Origin of the sequence: Sulfurimonas sp. hsl 1-7 (assembly GCF_030577135.1) — a bacterium.
Classification (GTDB): Bacteria; Campylobacterota; Campylobacteria; order Campylobacterales; family Sulfurimonadaceae; genus Sulfurimonas; species Sulfurimonas microaerophilus.
Genome location: NZ_JAUIRR010000006.1, coordinates 1 through 14,111, shown reverse-complemented (window position 1 = coordinate 14,111; position 14,111 = coordinate 1). Strand labels below are relative to the sequence as shown.

Below are 14,111 nucleotides of genomic sequence, written 5' to 3'. Positions count from 1 at the left end.
CTTAACAACACTCCAATTCACACTGGTCCATCATCTCAATACCTTGTTCAAAGTCGTACTCTTCAAAAAGGTCAAAGATGTAAAATACGTTCGAGCACACTTGATACAAAGTATCTTTATACTCCCCTTTAACAAACTCCTCTTTATAGTTTTGAGGAATTGTATGCATGAAACGCTTCCAAAAATCGTTAAAAGCGTCAGGGATTTGTTTAAAAAGTTCATCCATAGCTTCTAAAACCAATGCTGCATTTTGATAACAATCAATATTTTCAAAGGTAATATATCTATCTTTGATCTCTGCGGACATTTTATCCCTCACATCCACATTGACAAGCTCCGCCGTTACCCGGGTCTAACTTCTCTCTGTAATTAAATCTATCTAACTTACTCAGCTGTTTTTTCAAAAACTTTTCATAGATCTCATTTAAAGACATTTTTGTGTGTTCTGTCGTATACACATCCATACCTCTATCTACAAAAGAGTTATATACACCCTCACCCATATGATAAAAAACCGTAGCTTTTACACCGTAAGCTGCAAGGAAACCTGCACTCTTAGGCCCTTGACCGTTCACTTCGTTTTCTATAACGGTAAGTTCTCCGTCATTGAGATTTAACAGTCCAAAATATGGAGCTTGACCGTAAAGCTCCGATATATTTGTATTAAATTCATTATCTAAAGGGATTGCCAACATTTTTTTGTCCTAATATCTTTTTCCTTTAACATATACATATAATGTTCCCTAGAGTTCAAAGGAATGAAATATGTATAAATATATGTATAACTCAACGAAGGATCTAGTATGGTAAATAGAAAACTTATTCGCGAACTGCTCAGTGAATCTGCTTGTACTCACAACGATAAAAAGAAAAGCTCTTGTGATAAACCAAAACCTGGAGCTACAAGTGGAGGCTGTGCTTTTGAAGGGGCACAGATCGCACTATTTCCTTACGCTGATGCAGTCCACTTAGTCCATGCACCTGCAACTTGTCAGGGTGCATCTTGGGAGACTAGAGCTACTCCAACCAGCTACAAAGGGCAAAACAATACCGTTACGGGTTACTACACAGATGTTACTACAAACGATGTGATCTTCGGAGGGGATAAAAAACTTGAAGAGTCTATAGAGTACATCGTAAAACATAAAGAACCAAAAGCTATCTTCGTTTATGAGACTTGTGTTACCGCTATGATCGGTGATGATATGGACAATGTATGTAAACGTATGCAGGAGAAACACGGACTGCCTGTTGTAGTTGTTCACTCTCCAGGTTTTGTAGGAGGTAAAAACCTGGGAAGCCGTTTAGGGGGTGAGGCAGTGCTAAATCAACTCATAGGGACCCGCGAACCTAAAGAGGTACATCCGTTTGGAATCAACCTCATCGGTGAGTACAACGTAACGGGTGATATGTGGCAGTACAAAGCCATACTGGAACGAATCGGAATTAAAGTAGTTTCCACTTTAGCAGGTGATGGACGTATTGAAGATATCCAGATGGCACATACAGCTAAACTCAACGTAATTGTATGTGCAAAATCTCTTGTCACACTCACGCGAAAAATGCAGGAGCGTTACAACATCCCTTACATATCTGTATCTTTCTACGGAAAACGTGATACTACAAATGCGATCCGCTCGATCGTAAATGCTTTTGGAGACAAAGAGCTCACATTAAGAGCAGAAAAAGTGATAGCTTACGAGGAAGCAGACTTGGAAAAAAGACTGATCCCATACAGAACTATCCTTCAAAATAAAAAAGCTATCTTAAATACGGGTGGAAATAAATCTTGGTCAATAGCTTCAGCCCTTCAAGATATAGGGATAGAGGTGATCGCGACAAGTATCCGCAAAGCTACACTTGAAGATATTGAGATCGCAAAACAGTATGTAGACATATTGATGAAAGTTCCCGCACAGGAACAAGGAAAACTGATCGATGAGCACAATGTAGATATCCTCCTTGCGGGTGGGCGTAGTCTCTACACTGCGATCAAGAAAAAAGTAGCCTTTGTAGATGTTAACCAAGAGAAAAAAGTAAGCTATGGAGCATACGGCGGACTGGAGAACTTGGCAAAAGATGTCTGTGCAGCGGTAAACAATCCAGTTTTCAAAGTTGTCGGTGAAGCCGCACCGTGGGAGCAATAAGAGTATGGGAATCATATTTTTTGAAAAACCGGGTTGCATGGGAAATGCAAAACAAAAACAGATCTTGGATCTGCATAACATCTCTTACATGACAAAAAACATACTTACCCATCCATGGACTAAAGAGTTACTGGAGTCTTTTTTTAACGGCGTTGCCAAAGAGAGCATCTACAACCCTTTTGCTCCGCAAGTAAAAAGTAAAGAGATTAATCCCAAAGAGCTTTCAAAAGAGGAGTTAATCGAGCTAATGCTGAAAAACCCCATCCTCATAAAAAGACCACTGCTGATCATAGGAGAAGAGAAAATCTGCGGCTTTAGCATAGAGAAGATCAATGCTGTTTTTAACAGAAACATCTGCTCATCAGTTTCAACTTCTACTTGTCAAAGTGAAAGTTGCAAAAGTGGCAATTTTCAATACAGTGTTCGCTAAATCGAAGAGACCTTATTTTTCCCCTCTTTTTTAGCCTCATACATTGCATTGTCCACACGTGCAATTGTATGTTCCAGAGATTCATCCTCTTTACATTGTGTGACACCGAAACTTGCCGTCACATTATATTGAACCAACTGCTGGAGCATTAAGTCCCCCTCAATCATACTTCTTAATTTTTCCGCTATTGTATTTGCATTCTCAGCATTTGTATTTATCAGACCTATGATAAACTCTTCCCCACCCCATCGAGAGACAATATCTGTCTGTCTTATGTAAAGTTTCAAGATCTCGGCAATGCGTTTTAATACCTTGTCTCCGGTATGGTGTCCCAGTTTATCATTGATCTGTTTAAAGTTGTCGAGATCCAAAAAGAGTAATGACAACGGTTCTTTCGTACGTTTTGACAATTGATAAAAATGTTCCATCCTATCTTCAAAAAAACGGCGGTTATACAACTCTGTTAAAGCATCATGCTCAGCCATGAAAGAGAGTCTGTGATTGTAGTTTTTAATAGTTATTAAAATCACGACCGCAACTACAAAAGTAAATAACAACGAAATTGTTAAGTTGAAATAAAATGCTTGATTTACATTTTGAGTAAAGTCCTCTATCTTTGCCTCTACAACTAAGTAAAGGTGTAACTCCGGGATATATTTTGTTTTTAAAAGATACTCGTTCTCATCTCTCTTATATTTAAAAACTTTTGAAACCGGAGAGAGGATCTCATCACGGTTGAGTAACCACTGAGGGTCCTGTTTAATATTTTTAATATGTTTCACATTTCTCTGGGCTAATATAACATCCCCGTCTTCATTTAAAAAACAAACTTTAAATTTATACTCTTCATGAAATCGTTTTAACATACCGTCTATATAAGATATTTTATGTCCTATTCCCGTAGCTCCGAGAAAGTGGTATTTAGAATCATAAATTTTATAATTTATAAACATCATTAAAGAGTTATCTAGATTTTCATTATAATCAAGATTGATCTCATGCTCTTCAGGGGAGTCTTTAAATTCAAAATACCAACGGTTATCTGTTTTATTCTGATCGAGTTTTTCTAAAAACCCTTTATGTGTATAATAATTTTGTGTCTTTTCAGATACTAAAAATGTCACAAACAGGCCGTACTTATTTCTAATTGTTTCAAGATAACTTCTAATCTTGTCAGTATTATTTTCCTCATTGCGCAGCCAATCTTTTACAAAAGTATCAGTAGCCATCATTGAGGAGATAAGACTCGGTTCAATTATGTGTGTTTGAATTTCCGTATAGATATTATCTACAGAAAGGGGAAGTGAACGGGTTACCAGATCTTTTTGTACAGAGTTTAAAGAGATCGCATAATTAATAAGAGTTAGACTCATAGATAAGACTAATAATAGTCCAGATACAACAAATAGAACCTTAAAATTATTGGTTTGCTTCATAAATAACCTTATTCAAATTTGCACTAATATTAACATCAAGTTACTTAAAATATGAAACTCTATTTTCTATTTCATCATAAGTATTACAGTATCATCTTTAAAACCGTTTGCACTATCCTTACCCCTTTACTTTATACTCTATTGCGTGTGCTTCTCCAACTGCTTTGTTGTACAAAACACCGTCATCAGTGTTGAGTGCACTCGCCATAACATCTAATTCATCACAAATTTTTTCAGCTCCGTATTTCGCAAGTTCTTTTACATACGGCAGTGTTGCATTTGTCAAAGCAAAGGTTGATGTACGTGGATAAGCTCCCGGCATATTTGCTACACAATAGTGAACAATCCCATCTTCTATAAAGGTTGGAGCAGTATGGGTTGTAGGTTTTGATGTTTCAAAACAACCACCCTGATCGATCGAGACGTCTACTAAAACACTCCCTTGTTTCATCATTCCAAGCATATCTTTTGTGATCAGCTTTGGTGCTTTTGCACCGGGGATAAGAACAGTCCCGATCACTATGTCTGCATGCGGTAAAAGTTCTGAAATAGCAGCTTTTGAAGAGTAGATTGTTGCAACATTTACAGGAAGTACGGCATCAAGATAGTGAAGACGATCAAGATTTATGTCGTAGATCGTTACATCTGCACCAAGACCTGCGGCAACTTCTGCTGCACAAGTTCCGGCAACGCCACCTCCTAAAACCATAACTTTTGCTTTTTGTGTCCCAACAACACCTCCTGCAAGCAATCCTAAACCACCTTGGTATTTTCCAAGATGTACAGCTCCCATTAAAGCAGCCATTTTTCCGGCTACTTCACTCATAGGCTCAAGTAAAGGAAGTTTTCCGTTCACCACTAAAGTTTCATATGAAAATGCCCGAATTTTTTTCTCAAGTAAAAAATGGGTAAGTTTCTCATCGGCTGCAAGATGAAGATAGGTAAAAAGTGTCTGCTTCTCTTTAAAAAGAGGATATTCTGATTCTATAGGCTCTTTAACTTTGATGATAATATCGGCAAGGGTAAACACCTCCGAAGCATTTTTTAAAACAACAGCACCTGCATCCAGATACTCCTGATCGCTAAAACCGCTCCCCTCTCCGGCTAAAGTTTCCAAATAAACTTCAACTCCAAGTTCAAGTAACTCCGTTACTCCATGAGGTGTTACACTTACTCTGTACTCATCTTTTTTGATCTCTTTTGGTATACCTATTTTCATATGCAACTCCTTATAAGTTTTCGATGCATATTTTATGCCTAGACTTATAGATCTATATATTTTAGTATAGAACCTTTATCAACATCAATATATTCAATATTATCAAAACAATTATAACTTTATAAAACTAGTCTCTAACTTTATAAATCTTTTTACGCTCTTTAGATGATGGAATATCAAGCTGTTTTCTATACTTTGTGATCGTACGTCTTACCATATTCATATTGTAACGCTGCATCACCATGTCTACGATATCCTGATCAGTTAAAGGAGTCTCGTGAGATTCGTTCTCCACTAAGTTTTCTATAAAATGCTTCACTTCCGATGAAGAAAGGTTTTTCGAGACCGCATTTGTAAAAAATGATTTTAAAGAAAATATACCCCGTTCACATTTTATATATTTATTCGACACCGCTCTAGAGATCGTTGATTCTTCAAACCCTATCTCTTGTGCAACCTGTGCCATGGTCATAGGTTTGAGTTCACTTCCGATAAAAAAGCCCATTTGTCTCTCCACTATGATAAGCACAAGTTTATAAAGTGTAGATTTTCTAAGCTCAAGAAGATTTACGAGATCACGCGCTTCTTTTAACTTGTATTTTAACTCATCGTTCTTACTCTTAAACGGATCCTTGATCACAATGTCCGGATAATAACTATGGTTTATTTTTACAGATATATCTTCATCTACGTCTACAAAAAAATCGGGAACGATATATTCGTTATCCTCTTGATAATCAATTGCCGGAGGTGATTTAAACTTCTTAATAATATGTGTCGCTTCTTCAAAATAATGATGCTTATGGTACTTGTCGATGCTTTTAAGATTTTTGACCATTTTTTCTATCAATTCGCTAAGCTCATTCTCAATACTTAGTTGAGAGAGTTGAAATAAAAAACACTCGATCATATCTTTTGCACCCACTCCGCACGGCTCTATATATGCAAATCGTTGGCGGATACTCTCGGCAAACTCTTTTGTAGTATTGCACTTTACCGCTACGTTTTCTATCTCGCCGTCAAAATAGCCGTCACTGTCGATGTTGTCTAAGATCTCCATTGCAACTTTTTGTGAGTTAGGCGTAGGAAATAGCGGTGCATCGATCTGATTAGCTACCTTTTCATGAAATGATTCTTTATAGGTGTTTATCTCTTCAATCAAACCACTGCTTGAATAATTTGATTCAAAAGATGAGTTATATTCCAGAAATGGATTATCGTAACTATGTTCTTTAAATACAGTTTCGAGATCTTGCAGAGGTGCCTGTAAAAGTGGCAACCATAATCTTAGTGACAATTGTAAAGTTTGTTTTTGTTTAGCTTGAAAGCCTAATGATGCTGACATAATATAATTTTACTCAAACCACGAATGGTTTGAGTCCCTTTATTGCGTAAGATTTATGCAATGTATTAGTATTTTAATCTTACTAAACCGTTTGGTTTAGAGATTTTCATTTGACATGACAGACGAGAGTTTGGTGTACATGTACCTGAACAGATCTCTTTAAGTACTTTTACCTCTTTATCTGTTTTATCTGTTAAAAATTCCATTCCAGATTCAACTTCAACGATACATGTTCCACATTCACCATCACGGCATCCAAAAGGAAGTGCACTACCACTCGCTTCAACGATATCTTGAATAGTACTTCCCTCTTTTACGTTAATCGCTAAAAAATCGTTTATGATCTCTACTCTTGTTGTCATTTTTTTCTTTCCTTAATTTGATTTAGTTTAGTTTGCTTTTACTACTGTAAAAACGGTTTTATTATTACATCACCCTTAACAAGTGTTTGACATGCAAGTCTCACTTTCGGGCTGATTGTAAACTGCTGACAATGTTCAGCATCTTTAGTTTTTAAGACTCCCAGTTCTACTAACTTTTCAAGCTCTTTATCTTCAATATAGTTTGTCGGTTCTTCATCCTCTATATTTTCATACTTGATCAAACAACTAGCACAATCACCGTCTTGACATTCAAAGTTAATCGGTATACCGTTATCTTTTGCCAATCTAACAATCGGTTCACCTTTAGGTGCATGATATAGTCCGTCTTTGTCTGTATCAAACCCAATGAAAATCACCTTTGCCATTCTTCCCCTCCTTCTCTCACTATTTTTCTTCTCTTAATTTAGCCATTTTCTTTCGATGCGCTTCAAATGCCTCTCGCTCCAAAGTCTCCTCATCGACATAGTCATCTTCCATAGATTCGAGTTCATGCTCACGACACCCGACTATTTCAACTTCCATATCGCTACCGAAAAAGTGGACTTCATAGACACGAATAACTTGAAGAAAATCCCCCATTGTCTTGATATATCCAATGCTCCCCTTGGGCATCATCAAGGTACCGATCTTTGCATGCGGATAAGTCCCGTCATTCACAATATCTTCAACGAGTCGCACTTTTTGACCTACGAGATACTTTGGTTCGTCAGCATCGCGTCCTGATCTGTCAGCAGTAACACTGTCGTACAGCTTTACATCCGGGTCAAAAGTATAATTAGCAGCCACAACTGTTTCCTGCCTGTGGTGTACAACTCATACAGCCACTTAATTTTCCATCTTTGAACATATCCCAAACATCTGCTGCACTCGGAGCATAACCGTTTGCAAACTCACCGTAAACTTTTAAAAGAGAATACTTCAAAAAGTCTAAAAGACGTTCCTCTTGACCACCCAGGTTTTGCATACCCGTTTTGATCAGTGTTCCGTACTCTTTTAAAATGTGAAAGCGCTTTACATTGACCAAGCGTGCATCATATTCTAAATCAAAAAAATCAAAATAATCTTCCGCATCAGTTAGTTCATAGAACTCATCTAATGACTTCTCTATAGTATTCATAATCTGTTCCTTTAACTACATGGAGTATCAATATGTGTTGTTGCAATGTGAGTTACGTTAGCAATTTTCTTATCTATTTGCGTTGTTAAGGCGTCTTGATCTTTTTCTCCGGTTCTAATACGCTCAACACCGCCAACTTCAATCCACCACATTTTTCCGGCGCCTCGGCCTAAATCATGTGCATTAGAACGAACACATTCCATTGCTCGTTCTTTATTTTCAGCTGTAGAAACCACCATCTCCAGTTTTACTTTTTCAACGAGATCTGCCACCCCGTTATCAGCTTCTTTCAGACCAAAAGAGCCTTTTCCGATCACGTCGCTTACCGTGATCCCTTCAAAATGTTTTGCAAAAAGATCTTCTAGTACGTTTTTTAAATTTGTTTTATTTATTACCGCTGTAACCAAATACATTTTATTCTCCTAGTTCTGATTTTAATAAGCCAACCCATTGCTCTATCCTTTGTGCAGTTTTTTCACTTTCATTGTGCTCATCAATTCCCAGACCACAAAATTTTCCATCTATCTCTGCAAGGGAAAACTCATAGTTATAGTCATCTTTAGCAATAGCACCAATAGCTTTTGCCCCTGCATTTGTAAATGTTTGGTGAAGTTTTCCTAAAGCTGAACAAAAGTGCTCGCCATGTTTTTTACAATCACCTGCACCGAAAAAAGCAACTGTTTTTCCGCTGAAGTCAACCCCGTCATCTTCTATCTCTAAAATTGGATCTACCCAAGAAAAGTGCAGATCACCTTGACCCCATGTAGAACTTCCTAAAAACAGCACATCATATTCAAGAAGTTGTTCTTCTACATCATCAAAGTCCTCTTCCATATTGATAATATCATCTTCATCAATACCGAACTCCTCTGCTAATACGTCCGCTACTTTCATACTAGTTCCACCTGCAGTACCTACAAAAATTCCATATTTAGCCATTTTTTACCTCCTACTTTTTATACTCGTTATAAATTTTAATTGCGTCTTGAACCATCTTCTCACCCTCTTCAACAAGCTTCTCATATGTTCTAAAAGAGAAACGGTGAGCATCTTTAAAAAACTTGTTCACGATTACGATCTTGTCTGCGATCACAACTGCACGACCAAAACCTTCATGACTCATCTCCATAACTACTGAACACATTATCCCTGTTTCTTTTTCAAACGCAAGTGCTACAGATTGATAGATCAAACGGATATCTTGGATCTGCATCTCATCAATGTCTGCAATTACTGGGATGTTTTTTAGCTCCTCTTTACTCTTTACGTATTTCTCTTTGAGAATATCTTCATCTTCACGGTTTGCCCATGTTCCAAACTGATCAAGAGCTCTTACTTGGCCTATTAAAGTATCTATAAAAACATTTTCCATTATGCAGCCTTTTTCTCTATTATTTTTTTAATAAACGGTGGTGGATTTGTACCTAGCATCGATACAATTTTTTTAAGCTCTTCATCAATTGAAACAACCTCTTTGTATTTAATTGGGAAAACGCCGGAATTAATAATTTTTGCAGCTGCCGTAGGACCGATATTTACAAAATAAACTATGTCACATTTATCTAATAACGCTACTGTTTTATCTGTATCTTTGCTATCTATTTTGATGATCGTAGAGATATCAAAACCTTCGCTTGAGATATCATAAACATTAAATTGTTTAGCACTTCCAAAGTGTGCATCAATGTTCTCGTTGTCATTTGTTGCAAAAGCAACTCTAATTGTTCCTACTCCACCGACATTTGATGTCACTGTAATTGTTGAAGCCATGATTTCTCTCCATATTTTTATGTATATGTATTCATATATACAGAAAGTGTTCCTTAGAGAAATTTCTAGTGGTGAGCAGAGGAGTTTATAAGGTTTGCCAAACTAAAAAGGAGATAACAACTCCCCTCATACAAGGTGTCGTTAATTAGCTGATTTCCTACAGTTTCATAGTTTGGATAGCCCCGCAGTAATAACGCTTTGTGATGCTCATAGGCGATGCGTTCACCGTGAAAGTTTGTAATTAAAAGGTCTGCATCTTCAAGCCTCTCTTCTACATCTTCAAAATCTCCCACTAGTACTTCACACTCTAAATGATCCAACAGGGTTGTTTTTGTCGGTACAACAATAGTTTTAATATCTGCTCCGGCTTCTAAAACTGTTGTAGCAACGCTTAAAGCCTGATCAGCTTCGAGTGCTATGATCATTTTTGTTCCACCGATTGCAAAATGGGTATCTAAAAGTGCATCTTGCAATCTTTTTCTCCATCTCACTACACTCGGATGCGGTTTTGAGATCGTTTTAAACTCCATGAGTGCCTTATAAAAAGCATCCGTTGCCAATAAACCGCTAATAGTGTCAAAATGCAGATGTTCCATCTTTTCATTTTTTGTTTGCAGTAAATCTCCCGCTTTTTTAACTGAAGCACCGATGGAGATAACTACACTTGCATCACCTAAAGACTTTATCTCCTCAACACTTATTCCGCCGCTGCTGAGTGCCCCTTGTTTTAAACCAAGATGCCCGTCTAAAGAATCACTTAAATCTGGTAGTGCATACACTTCAAATCCAAACTTTGCTATCTCCTCTTTTATCTTTTCAACCTCTATAGGTGTCAAATTTACATTGGGGATAATTACCGCTTTATTACTATCTATACTCTCTTGCTCTTTGACCAGCTGATCAACAATTGCCTCTATAGATTTTGCAAAACCGCTCTCTAGTCCACCTTCAAAATCGGGAGTATTGACATAACACATCAATTGCTCATCTTTGAGTAGTACGGATGCACCTTTAATATCGTCACCTTTGGTTTCGGTCATCCCCGTTGTAAAAAGTCCGACTAAATCGGGTGTTACTTTTTTTGTGATGTTTTTAATCGCTTCGGAGATTGAATATTCCCCGCCGTCAATTACAGCTGTAATGTCATTAACCGCGGTTGTTTGGATCGCTATAGGATCGCTAAAATGTCTTGTAAAAAAGACTTTGGAAAATGAAGCACATCCCTGTGCTCCATGCATAAGAGGCATACAATTTTTAATACCTAAAAAACATAATAATGCTCCCATAGGCTGTGATAGTTTTATTGGGTTTGTTTGTAATGGTTTGCTCATAATATCATCCTCTAGAGCTGAAATATTCAAATAGTGTTCCATAGAGATTAGTTGATGAATTCCCAACAATTGGATACAATACTTTAAGAAATACAGTTCGAGGTTGCAATGGATAACAATATAGCTATTTTATGTTCCGGTGGTGATGTTTCAGGGATGAATCCTGCGATCAAACACTTTGTGGAGTACTCTATAGAAAAAGGCTTAATACCCTACTTCATCTATGACGGTTATGAAGGGTTGATTGACAATAATATAGAGCAAGCAACTTATGCGGACGTTGCCGGTATTATCACTAAAGGCGGTACTAAAATAGGAAGTGCTAGAAGTAAGCGTTTTCTAGAGAAAAAGTATAGAAAAATAGCAAAGAAAAATCTTGATCAACACAATATAGATATGCTTATAGTGCTAGGGGGTGACGGTTCATTTCGTGGACTTGACATCTTTTACAAAGAACATGGAATAAAATTTTGCGGTATCCCATCTACAATCGATAACGACATTAACGGAACTGAGTACTGCCTAGGAGTTGATACTGCATTAAATGTTATCCGAAATGCACTTGATTCTATTCGTGATACTGCATCATCGTTTAAACGTGCATTTGTGATAGAGACAATGGGAAGAGATTGTGGCTACTTAGCACTAGTATCACACTTAACTTCGGGGAGTGAACTTTGTTTAATTCCTGAAATTCCTTACAATTTAGAGCTTTACGTAAACGAATTTCAAAAGCAACTTCACCATGGAAGACGCTACTTTTTAGCCATAGTTTCTGAAGGTATAAAACAAGATACAAGCGAGATCGCGGAGTGGTTTGAAAAAGAGGTTGGAATTGAAGCACGGGTTACGGTTCTTGGGCATATACAAAGAGGTGGAAATCCAAGCTCTTACGATCGTCTTATGGGATACAAGTTTGTACATTATGCCATAGATGCTTTGCTAATGGGAGAGCAAGAATCTATCATCTGTTATGATAAAAACGGTTTTAACCTAAAAAGTATTGATGAAGTTGCGGGTATCAAAAAAGATCTTGATCCGGAACTCTTACAATATTTGATCAATTAAGTTATTTTTATAGTGCTGCAGATGCAGCACCATAATCTACAATGTAGTCTTAACTAAGTTTGTATAAACTTTGCTTTGTAAGTCTTCTAAAGAATCTTGTGCTTCATCAGCAATCTTTGAGTCTTTATCCTTTAGATGTAAACTCATTGAAAATCCGCTCTCAGCCAGATTTACTTTTAATTCTACCGTTTCGTGAATGATTTTACGTTGACCACGGTATGCTGCGTGATTATAATATTTGCTTTTTTGTGAAAAGTTTTTCTCTAAAATCAATCCTTCTGCAGAGGTACTTTTTAAGATCCACGATTCCTGTGCAGCAGCATCAATAAATGCATCTTTTAATACTTGAATATCAAAACTACTTTTGAATGATTTTTCCACTTTGATCGAATCTTTTTGAACACTTTGTGCCTGAACTTGAGTTAATAAAACAGTAGCCGTAACTAATGTAGATACAAGAATTTTTTTCATATTTTTATCCTTAGTTTATAATTGAAATTTGTGTAATATAGACAATGCTATATTGTTGATTATTTGTGAAATTTGTTTTGAATCAGGGAGGTTTATTATAAAACTATAGGAGGTCTATGAATCTCTATCGAGAATTCTTGCGTAAATATAGTGTTATGAAAATCTATTTTTTTCACCGGTATATAAGAGTGGTCTACACCATCTTCAAGTGCAAAAAACAGTCTGTCATCGTCATCAACTTCTTCTACAATATCCATAGTTTGTGTAGCTATTTTTTCCACTGAAACACTCTCTGCATTGTTGATATACAGTTGTGCCTCTAAAGCTATACTAAACAATGATAACAATAAAATTACCAATAACGATTTAATTTTCATGACAGAATTGTAGTATTAGAAGAGTTAACATTTAGTAAATGAACAATTTTGTAACTGTATCTATTTACTTTTAACTCTTCAATTTGTAACGAGTGTTACGGAGATTTAATTAAATATAAGGCTTAGCTACACGGGGTATCTACATGTGTAGTAATCGTATGTGATGTGTTTCTAATTTTTTTATCAATCTGTGTTGTTAAGGCATCTTTATCTTTTTCACCTGTTCGAATACGCTCAACACCACCAACTTCTATCCACCACATTTTTCCGGCACCTCGGCCAAGATCATGGGCATTGCTACGGACACATTCCATAGCAAGTTCTCTGTTTTCAAGTGTAGAGACAACCATCTCCAACTTTACTTTTTCCACTAAATCCGTCATACCGTTATCAGCTTCTTTCAATCCGAAAGAGCCTTTTCCGATAACGTCACTAACAGTTATCCCTTCAAAATTATTAGAAAAAAGATCTTCTAAAACATTTTTGAGGTTTGCTTTATTTATTACCGCTGTAACGAGATACATTTTGTTATCCTACAGCACTTTCTCCCGTTTCACCGGTACGAATTCTAATAACATTTACCATAGGAGATACAAAGATTTTTCCATCACCAACTTTACCGGTATGGTTAACCTCTTTTATTACATCTGTTACTTTCGTAACTTCATCATCTGCAACAACGATCTCCAACTTCATATGTGGAAGAAAATCTACTTGATATTCTGAACCTCTATAAAGTTCAGAATGTTTTTTCGCTTCTCCATACCCTTGTACTTCTTCAACTGTTAAACCACTTATACCGATTTCAACTAAAGCAATTTTTAGTTCCTCTAGTTTAAACGGTTTTATGATTGCTTCTATTTTTTTCATCTGATTTCTCTCTTTTTCAATATCGAAAAGTTCTTATAGATTAAGAACTTTTTCGCCATGAACAGCTTCATCAAGACCAAGTTGTTCAGTTTCATCATCAACTCTACCACCACCAGTGATTGCAGCTGCGATATAGTAAACGATAAC

At 36.7% G+C, this 14,111-nt stretch carries 21 protein-coding genes; 3 read left to right on the top strand and 18 right to left on the bottom strand.

The features are described 5' to 3' along the window. Position 1 precedes the first annotated feature (1 nt). Both cowN and QWY88_RS10750 read right to left on the bottom strand, forming a co-directional pair. Positions 2-307, bottom strand: a complete 306-nt coding sequence (gene cowN, locus QWY88_RS10755; RefSeq protein WP_304546400.1) for a N(2)-fixation sustaining protein CowN — start codon at positions 305-307, stop codon at positions 2-4. Between the two features lies 1 nt (position 308). Beyond that, complete coding sequence (locus QWY88_RS10750; protein ID WP_304546399.1) at positions 309-695, bottom strand: NifB/NifX family molybdenum-iron cluster-binding protein; 387 nt, start codon at positions 693-695, stop codon at positions 309-311. Between the two features lie 108 nt (positions 696-803). Here QWY88_RS10750 and QWY88_RS10745 point away from each other — a divergent pair, with 108 nt between their 5' ends. Both QWY88_RS10745 and QWY88_RS10740 read left to right on the top strand, forming a co-directional pair. Further along, complete coding sequence (locus QWY88_RS10745; protein ID WP_304546398.1) at positions 804-2,147, top strand: nitrogenase component 1; 1,344 nt, start codon at positions 804-806, stop codon at positions 2,145-2,147. Positions 2,148-2,151: 4 nt separating this feature from the next. After that, the gene (locus tag QWY88_RS10740; RefSeq protein WP_304546397.1) at positions 2,152-2,577 is read left to right on the top strand and encodes an ArsC/Spx/MgsR family protein; all 426 of its coding nucleotides are present in this window, start codon (positions 2,152-2,154) and stop codon (positions 2,575-2,577) included. Here QWY88_RS10740 and QWY88_RS10735 read toward each other — a convergent pair. From QWY88_RS10735 to nifN, 12 genes are all read right to left on the bottom strand, one after another. Continuing rightward, positions 2,574-4,013 (bottom strand): sensor domain-containing diguanylate cyclase, encoded by a 1,440-nt coding sequence (locus QWY88_RS10735; protein WP_304546396.1) that lies wholly within the window; start codon positions 4,011-4,013, stop codon positions 2,574-2,576. The genes QWY88_RS10740 and QWY88_RS10735 overlap by 4 nt on opposite strands. A 118-nt stretch (positions 4,014-4,131) precedes the next feature. Next, the gene (gene ald, locus QWY88_RS10730; protein ID WP_304546395.1) at positions 4,132-5,232 is read right to left on the bottom strand and encodes an alanine dehydrogenase; all 1,101 of its coding nucleotides are present in this window, start codon (positions 5,230-5,232) and stop codon (positions 4,132-4,134) included. A gap of 127 nt (positions 5,233-5,359) precedes the next feature. Then, a complete protein-coding gene (locus QWY88_RS10725; protein WP_304546394.1) occupies positions 5,360-6,577 on the bottom strand; it encodes an RNA polymerase factor sigma-54 in 1,218 nt (405 codons plus the stop codon). A gap of 65 nt (positions 6,578-6,642) precedes the next feature. Further along, on the bottom strand, positions 6,643-6,939 hold the full coding sequence (locus QWY88_RS10720) for a 2Fe-2S iron-sulfur cluster-binding protein (RefSeq protein ID WP_304546393.1): 297 nt from the start codon (positions 6,937-6,939) through the stop codon (positions 6,643-6,645). Between the two features lie 41 nt (positions 6,940-6,980). Continuing rightward, complete coding sequence (locus QWY88_RS10715) at positions 6,981-7,325, bottom strand: 2Fe-2S iron-sulfur cluster-binding protein (RefSeq protein ID WP_304546392.1); 345 nt, start codon at positions 7,323-7,325, stop codon at positions 6,981-6,983. A 19-nt stretch (positions 7,326-7,344) separates the two neighbouring features. After that, positions 7,345-7,746, bottom strand: coding sequence for a nitrogen fixation protein NifZ (locus QWY88_RS10710; RefSeq protein WP_304546391.1), 402 nt, complete (start codon positions 7,744-7,746; stop codon positions 7,345-7,347). Next, positions 7,736-8,077 (bottom strand): nitrogenase-stabilizing/protective protein NifW, encoded by a 342-nt coding sequence (locus QWY88_RS10705; RefSeq protein WP_304546390.1) that lies wholly within the window; start codon positions 8,075-8,077, stop codon positions 7,736-7,738. Before QWY88_RS10705 ends, QWY88_RS10710 begins: the two co-directional genes overlap by 11 nt. Positions 8,078-8,088: 11 nt before the next feature. Continuing rightward, complete coding sequence (locus QWY88_RS10700; RefSeq protein ID WP_304546389.1) at positions 8,089-8,490, bottom strand: P-II family nitrogen regulator; 402 nt, start codon at positions 8,488-8,490, stop codon at positions 8,089-8,091. 1 nt (position 8,491) lies between these two features. Next, on the bottom strand, positions 8,492-9,016 hold the full coding sequence (locus QWY88_RS10695; protein ID WP_304546388.1) for a flavodoxin domain-containing protein: 525 nt from the start codon (positions 9,014-9,016) through the stop codon (positions 8,492-8,494). 10 nt (positions 9,017-9,026) lie between these two features. Then, a complete protein-coding gene (locus QWY88_RS10690) occupies positions 9,027-9,449 on the bottom strand; it encodes a NifX-associated nitrogen fixation protein (protein ID WP_304546387.1) in 423 nt (140 codons plus the stop codon). Next, on the bottom strand, positions 9,449-9,847 hold the full coding sequence (gene nifX, locus QWY88_RS10685; protein ID WP_304546386.1) for a nitrogen fixation protein NifX: 399 nt from the start codon (positions 9,845-9,847) through the stop codon (positions 9,449-9,451). Before nifX ends, QWY88_RS10690 begins: the two co-directional genes overlap by 1 nt. Positions 9,848-9,912: 65 nt before the next feature. Then, positions 9,913-11,178: a nitrogenase iron-molybdenum cofactor biosynthesis protein NifN gene (gene nifN / locus QWY88_RS10680; RefSeq protein WP_304546385.1), complete on the bottom strand. Its 1,266-nt coding sequence runs from the start codon at positions 11,176-11,178 to the stop codon at positions 9,913-9,915. Positions 11,179-11,286: 108 nt separating this feature from the next. Here nifN and QWY88_RS10675 point away from each other — a divergent pair, with 108 nt between their 5' ends. Next, positions 11,287-12,246 (top strand): 6-phosphofructokinase, encoded by a 960-nt coding sequence (locus QWY88_RS10675; protein WP_304546384.1) that lies wholly within the window; start codon positions 11,287-11,289, stop codon positions 12,244-12,246. 36 nt (positions 12,247-12,282) lie between these two features. Here the strand turns inward: QWY88_RS10675 and QWY88_RS10670 are convergent, their stop codons facing one another. From QWY88_RS10670 to QWY88_RS10655, 4 genes are all read right to left on the bottom strand, one after another. Then, entirely contained in the window at positions 12,283-12,717 is a 435-nt protein-coding gene (locus tag QWY88_RS10670) for a hypothetical protein (RefSeq protein ID WP_304546383.1), read from the bottom strand. 95 nt (positions 12,718-12,812) lie between these two features. Next, positions 12,813-13,094 carry a hypothetical protein gene (locus tag QWY88_RS10665; protein ID WP_304546382.1) on the bottom strand — a complete coding sequence of 94 codons (282 nt, stop codon included), beginning with the start codon at positions 13,092-13,094 and terminating at the stop codon, positions 12,813-12,815. Positions 13,095-13,216: 122 nt separating this feature from the next. After that, positions 13,217-13,618 (bottom strand): P-II family nitrogen regulator, encoded by a 402-nt coding sequence (locus tag QWY88_RS10660; RefSeq protein WP_304546381.1) that lies wholly within the window; start codon positions 13,616-13,618, stop codon positions 13,217-13,219. Positions 13,619-13,622: 4 nt separating this feature from the next. Then, complete coding sequence (locus QWY88_RS10655) at positions 13,623-13,964, bottom strand: P-II family nitrogen regulator (protein WP_304546380.1); 342 nt, start codon at positions 13,962-13,964, stop codon at positions 13,623-13,625. Between the last annotated feature and the right edge of the window lie 147 nt (positions 13,965-14,111).

Excerpts from the sequence above, each read along its gene's own strand:
- QWY88_RS10670 (WP_304546383.1), bottom strand. The coding sequence starts at position 12,717 with ATGAAAAAAATTCTTGTATCTACATTAGTTACGGCTACTGTTTTATTA.
- cowN (WP_304546400.1), bottom strand. The coding sequence starts at position 307 with ATGTCCGCAGAGATCAAAGATAGATATATTACCTTTGAAAATATTGAT.
- QWY88_RS10705 (WP_304546390.1), bottom strand. The coding sequence starts at position 8,077 with ATGAATACTATAGAGAAGTCATTAGATGAGTTCTATGAACTAACTGAT.
- nifX (WP_304546386.1), bottom strand. The coding sequence starts at position 9,847 with ATGGCTTCAACAATTACAGTGACATCAAATGTCGGTGGAGTAGGAACA.
- nifN (WP_304546385.1), bottom strand. The coding sequence starts at position 11,178 with ATGAGCAAACCATTACAAACAAACCCAATAAAACTATCACAGCCTATG.
- QWY88_RS10725 (WP_304546394.1), bottom strand. The coding sequence starts at position 6,577 with ATGTCAGCATCATTAGGCTTTCAAGCTAAACAAAAACAAACTTTACAA.
- QWY88_RS10735 (WP_304546396.1), bottom strand. The coding sequence starts at position 4,013 with ATGAAGCAAACCAATAATTTTAAGGTTCTATTTGTTGTATCTGGACTA.
- QWY88_RS10665 (WP_304546382.1), bottom strand. The coding sequence starts at position 13,094 with ATGAAAATTAAATCGTTATTGGTAATTTTATTGTTATCATTGTTTAGT.
- QWY88_RS10695 (WP_304546388.1), bottom strand. The coding sequence starts at position 9,016 with ATGGCTAAATATGGAATTTTTGTAGGTACTGCAGGTGGAACTAGTATG.
- QWY88_RS10700 (WP_304546389.1), bottom strand. The coding sequence starts at position 8,490 with ATGTATTTGGTTACAGCGGTAATAAATAAAACAAATTTAAAAAACGTA.
- QWY88_RS10750 (WP_304546399.1), bottom strand. The coding sequence starts at position 695 with ATGTTGGCAATCCCTTTAGATAATGAATTTAATACAAATATATCGGAG.
- QWY88_RS10655 (WP_304546380.1), bottom strand. The coding sequence starts at position 13,964 with ATGAAAAAAATAGAAGCAATCATAAAACCGTTTAAACTAGAGGAACTA.
- QWY88_RS10740 (WP_304546397.1), top strand. The coding sequence starts at position 2,152 with ATGGGAATCATATTTTTTGAAAAACCGGGTTGCATGGGAAATGCAAAA.
- QWY88_RS10745 (WP_304546398.1), top strand. The coding sequence starts at position 804 with ATGGTAAATAGAAAACTTATTCGCGAACTGCTCAGTGAATCTGCTTGT.
- QWY88_RS10720 (WP_304546393.1), bottom strand. The coding sequence starts at position 6,939 with ATGACAACAAGAGTAGAGATCATAAACGATTTTTTAGCGATTAACGTA.
- QWY88_RS10675 (WP_304546384.1), top strand. The coding sequence starts at position 11,287 with ATGGATAACAATATAGCTATTTTATGTTCCGGTGGTGATGTTTCAGGG.
- QWY88_RS10690 (WP_304546387.1), bottom strand. The coding sequence starts at position 9,449 with ATGGAAAATGTTTTTATAGATACTTTAATAGGCCAAGTAAGAGCTCTT.
- ald (WP_304546395.1), bottom strand. The coding sequence starts at position 5,232 with ATGAAAATAGGTATACCAAAAGAGATCAAAAAAGATGAGTACAGAGTA.
- QWY88_RS10660 (WP_304546381.1), bottom strand. The coding sequence starts at position 13,618 with ATGTATCTCGTTACAGCGGTAATAAATAAAGCAAACCTCAAAAATGTT.
- QWY88_RS10715 (WP_304546392.1), bottom strand. The coding sequence starts at position 7,325 with ATGGCAAAGGTGATTTTCATTGGGTTTGATACAGACAAAGACGGACTA.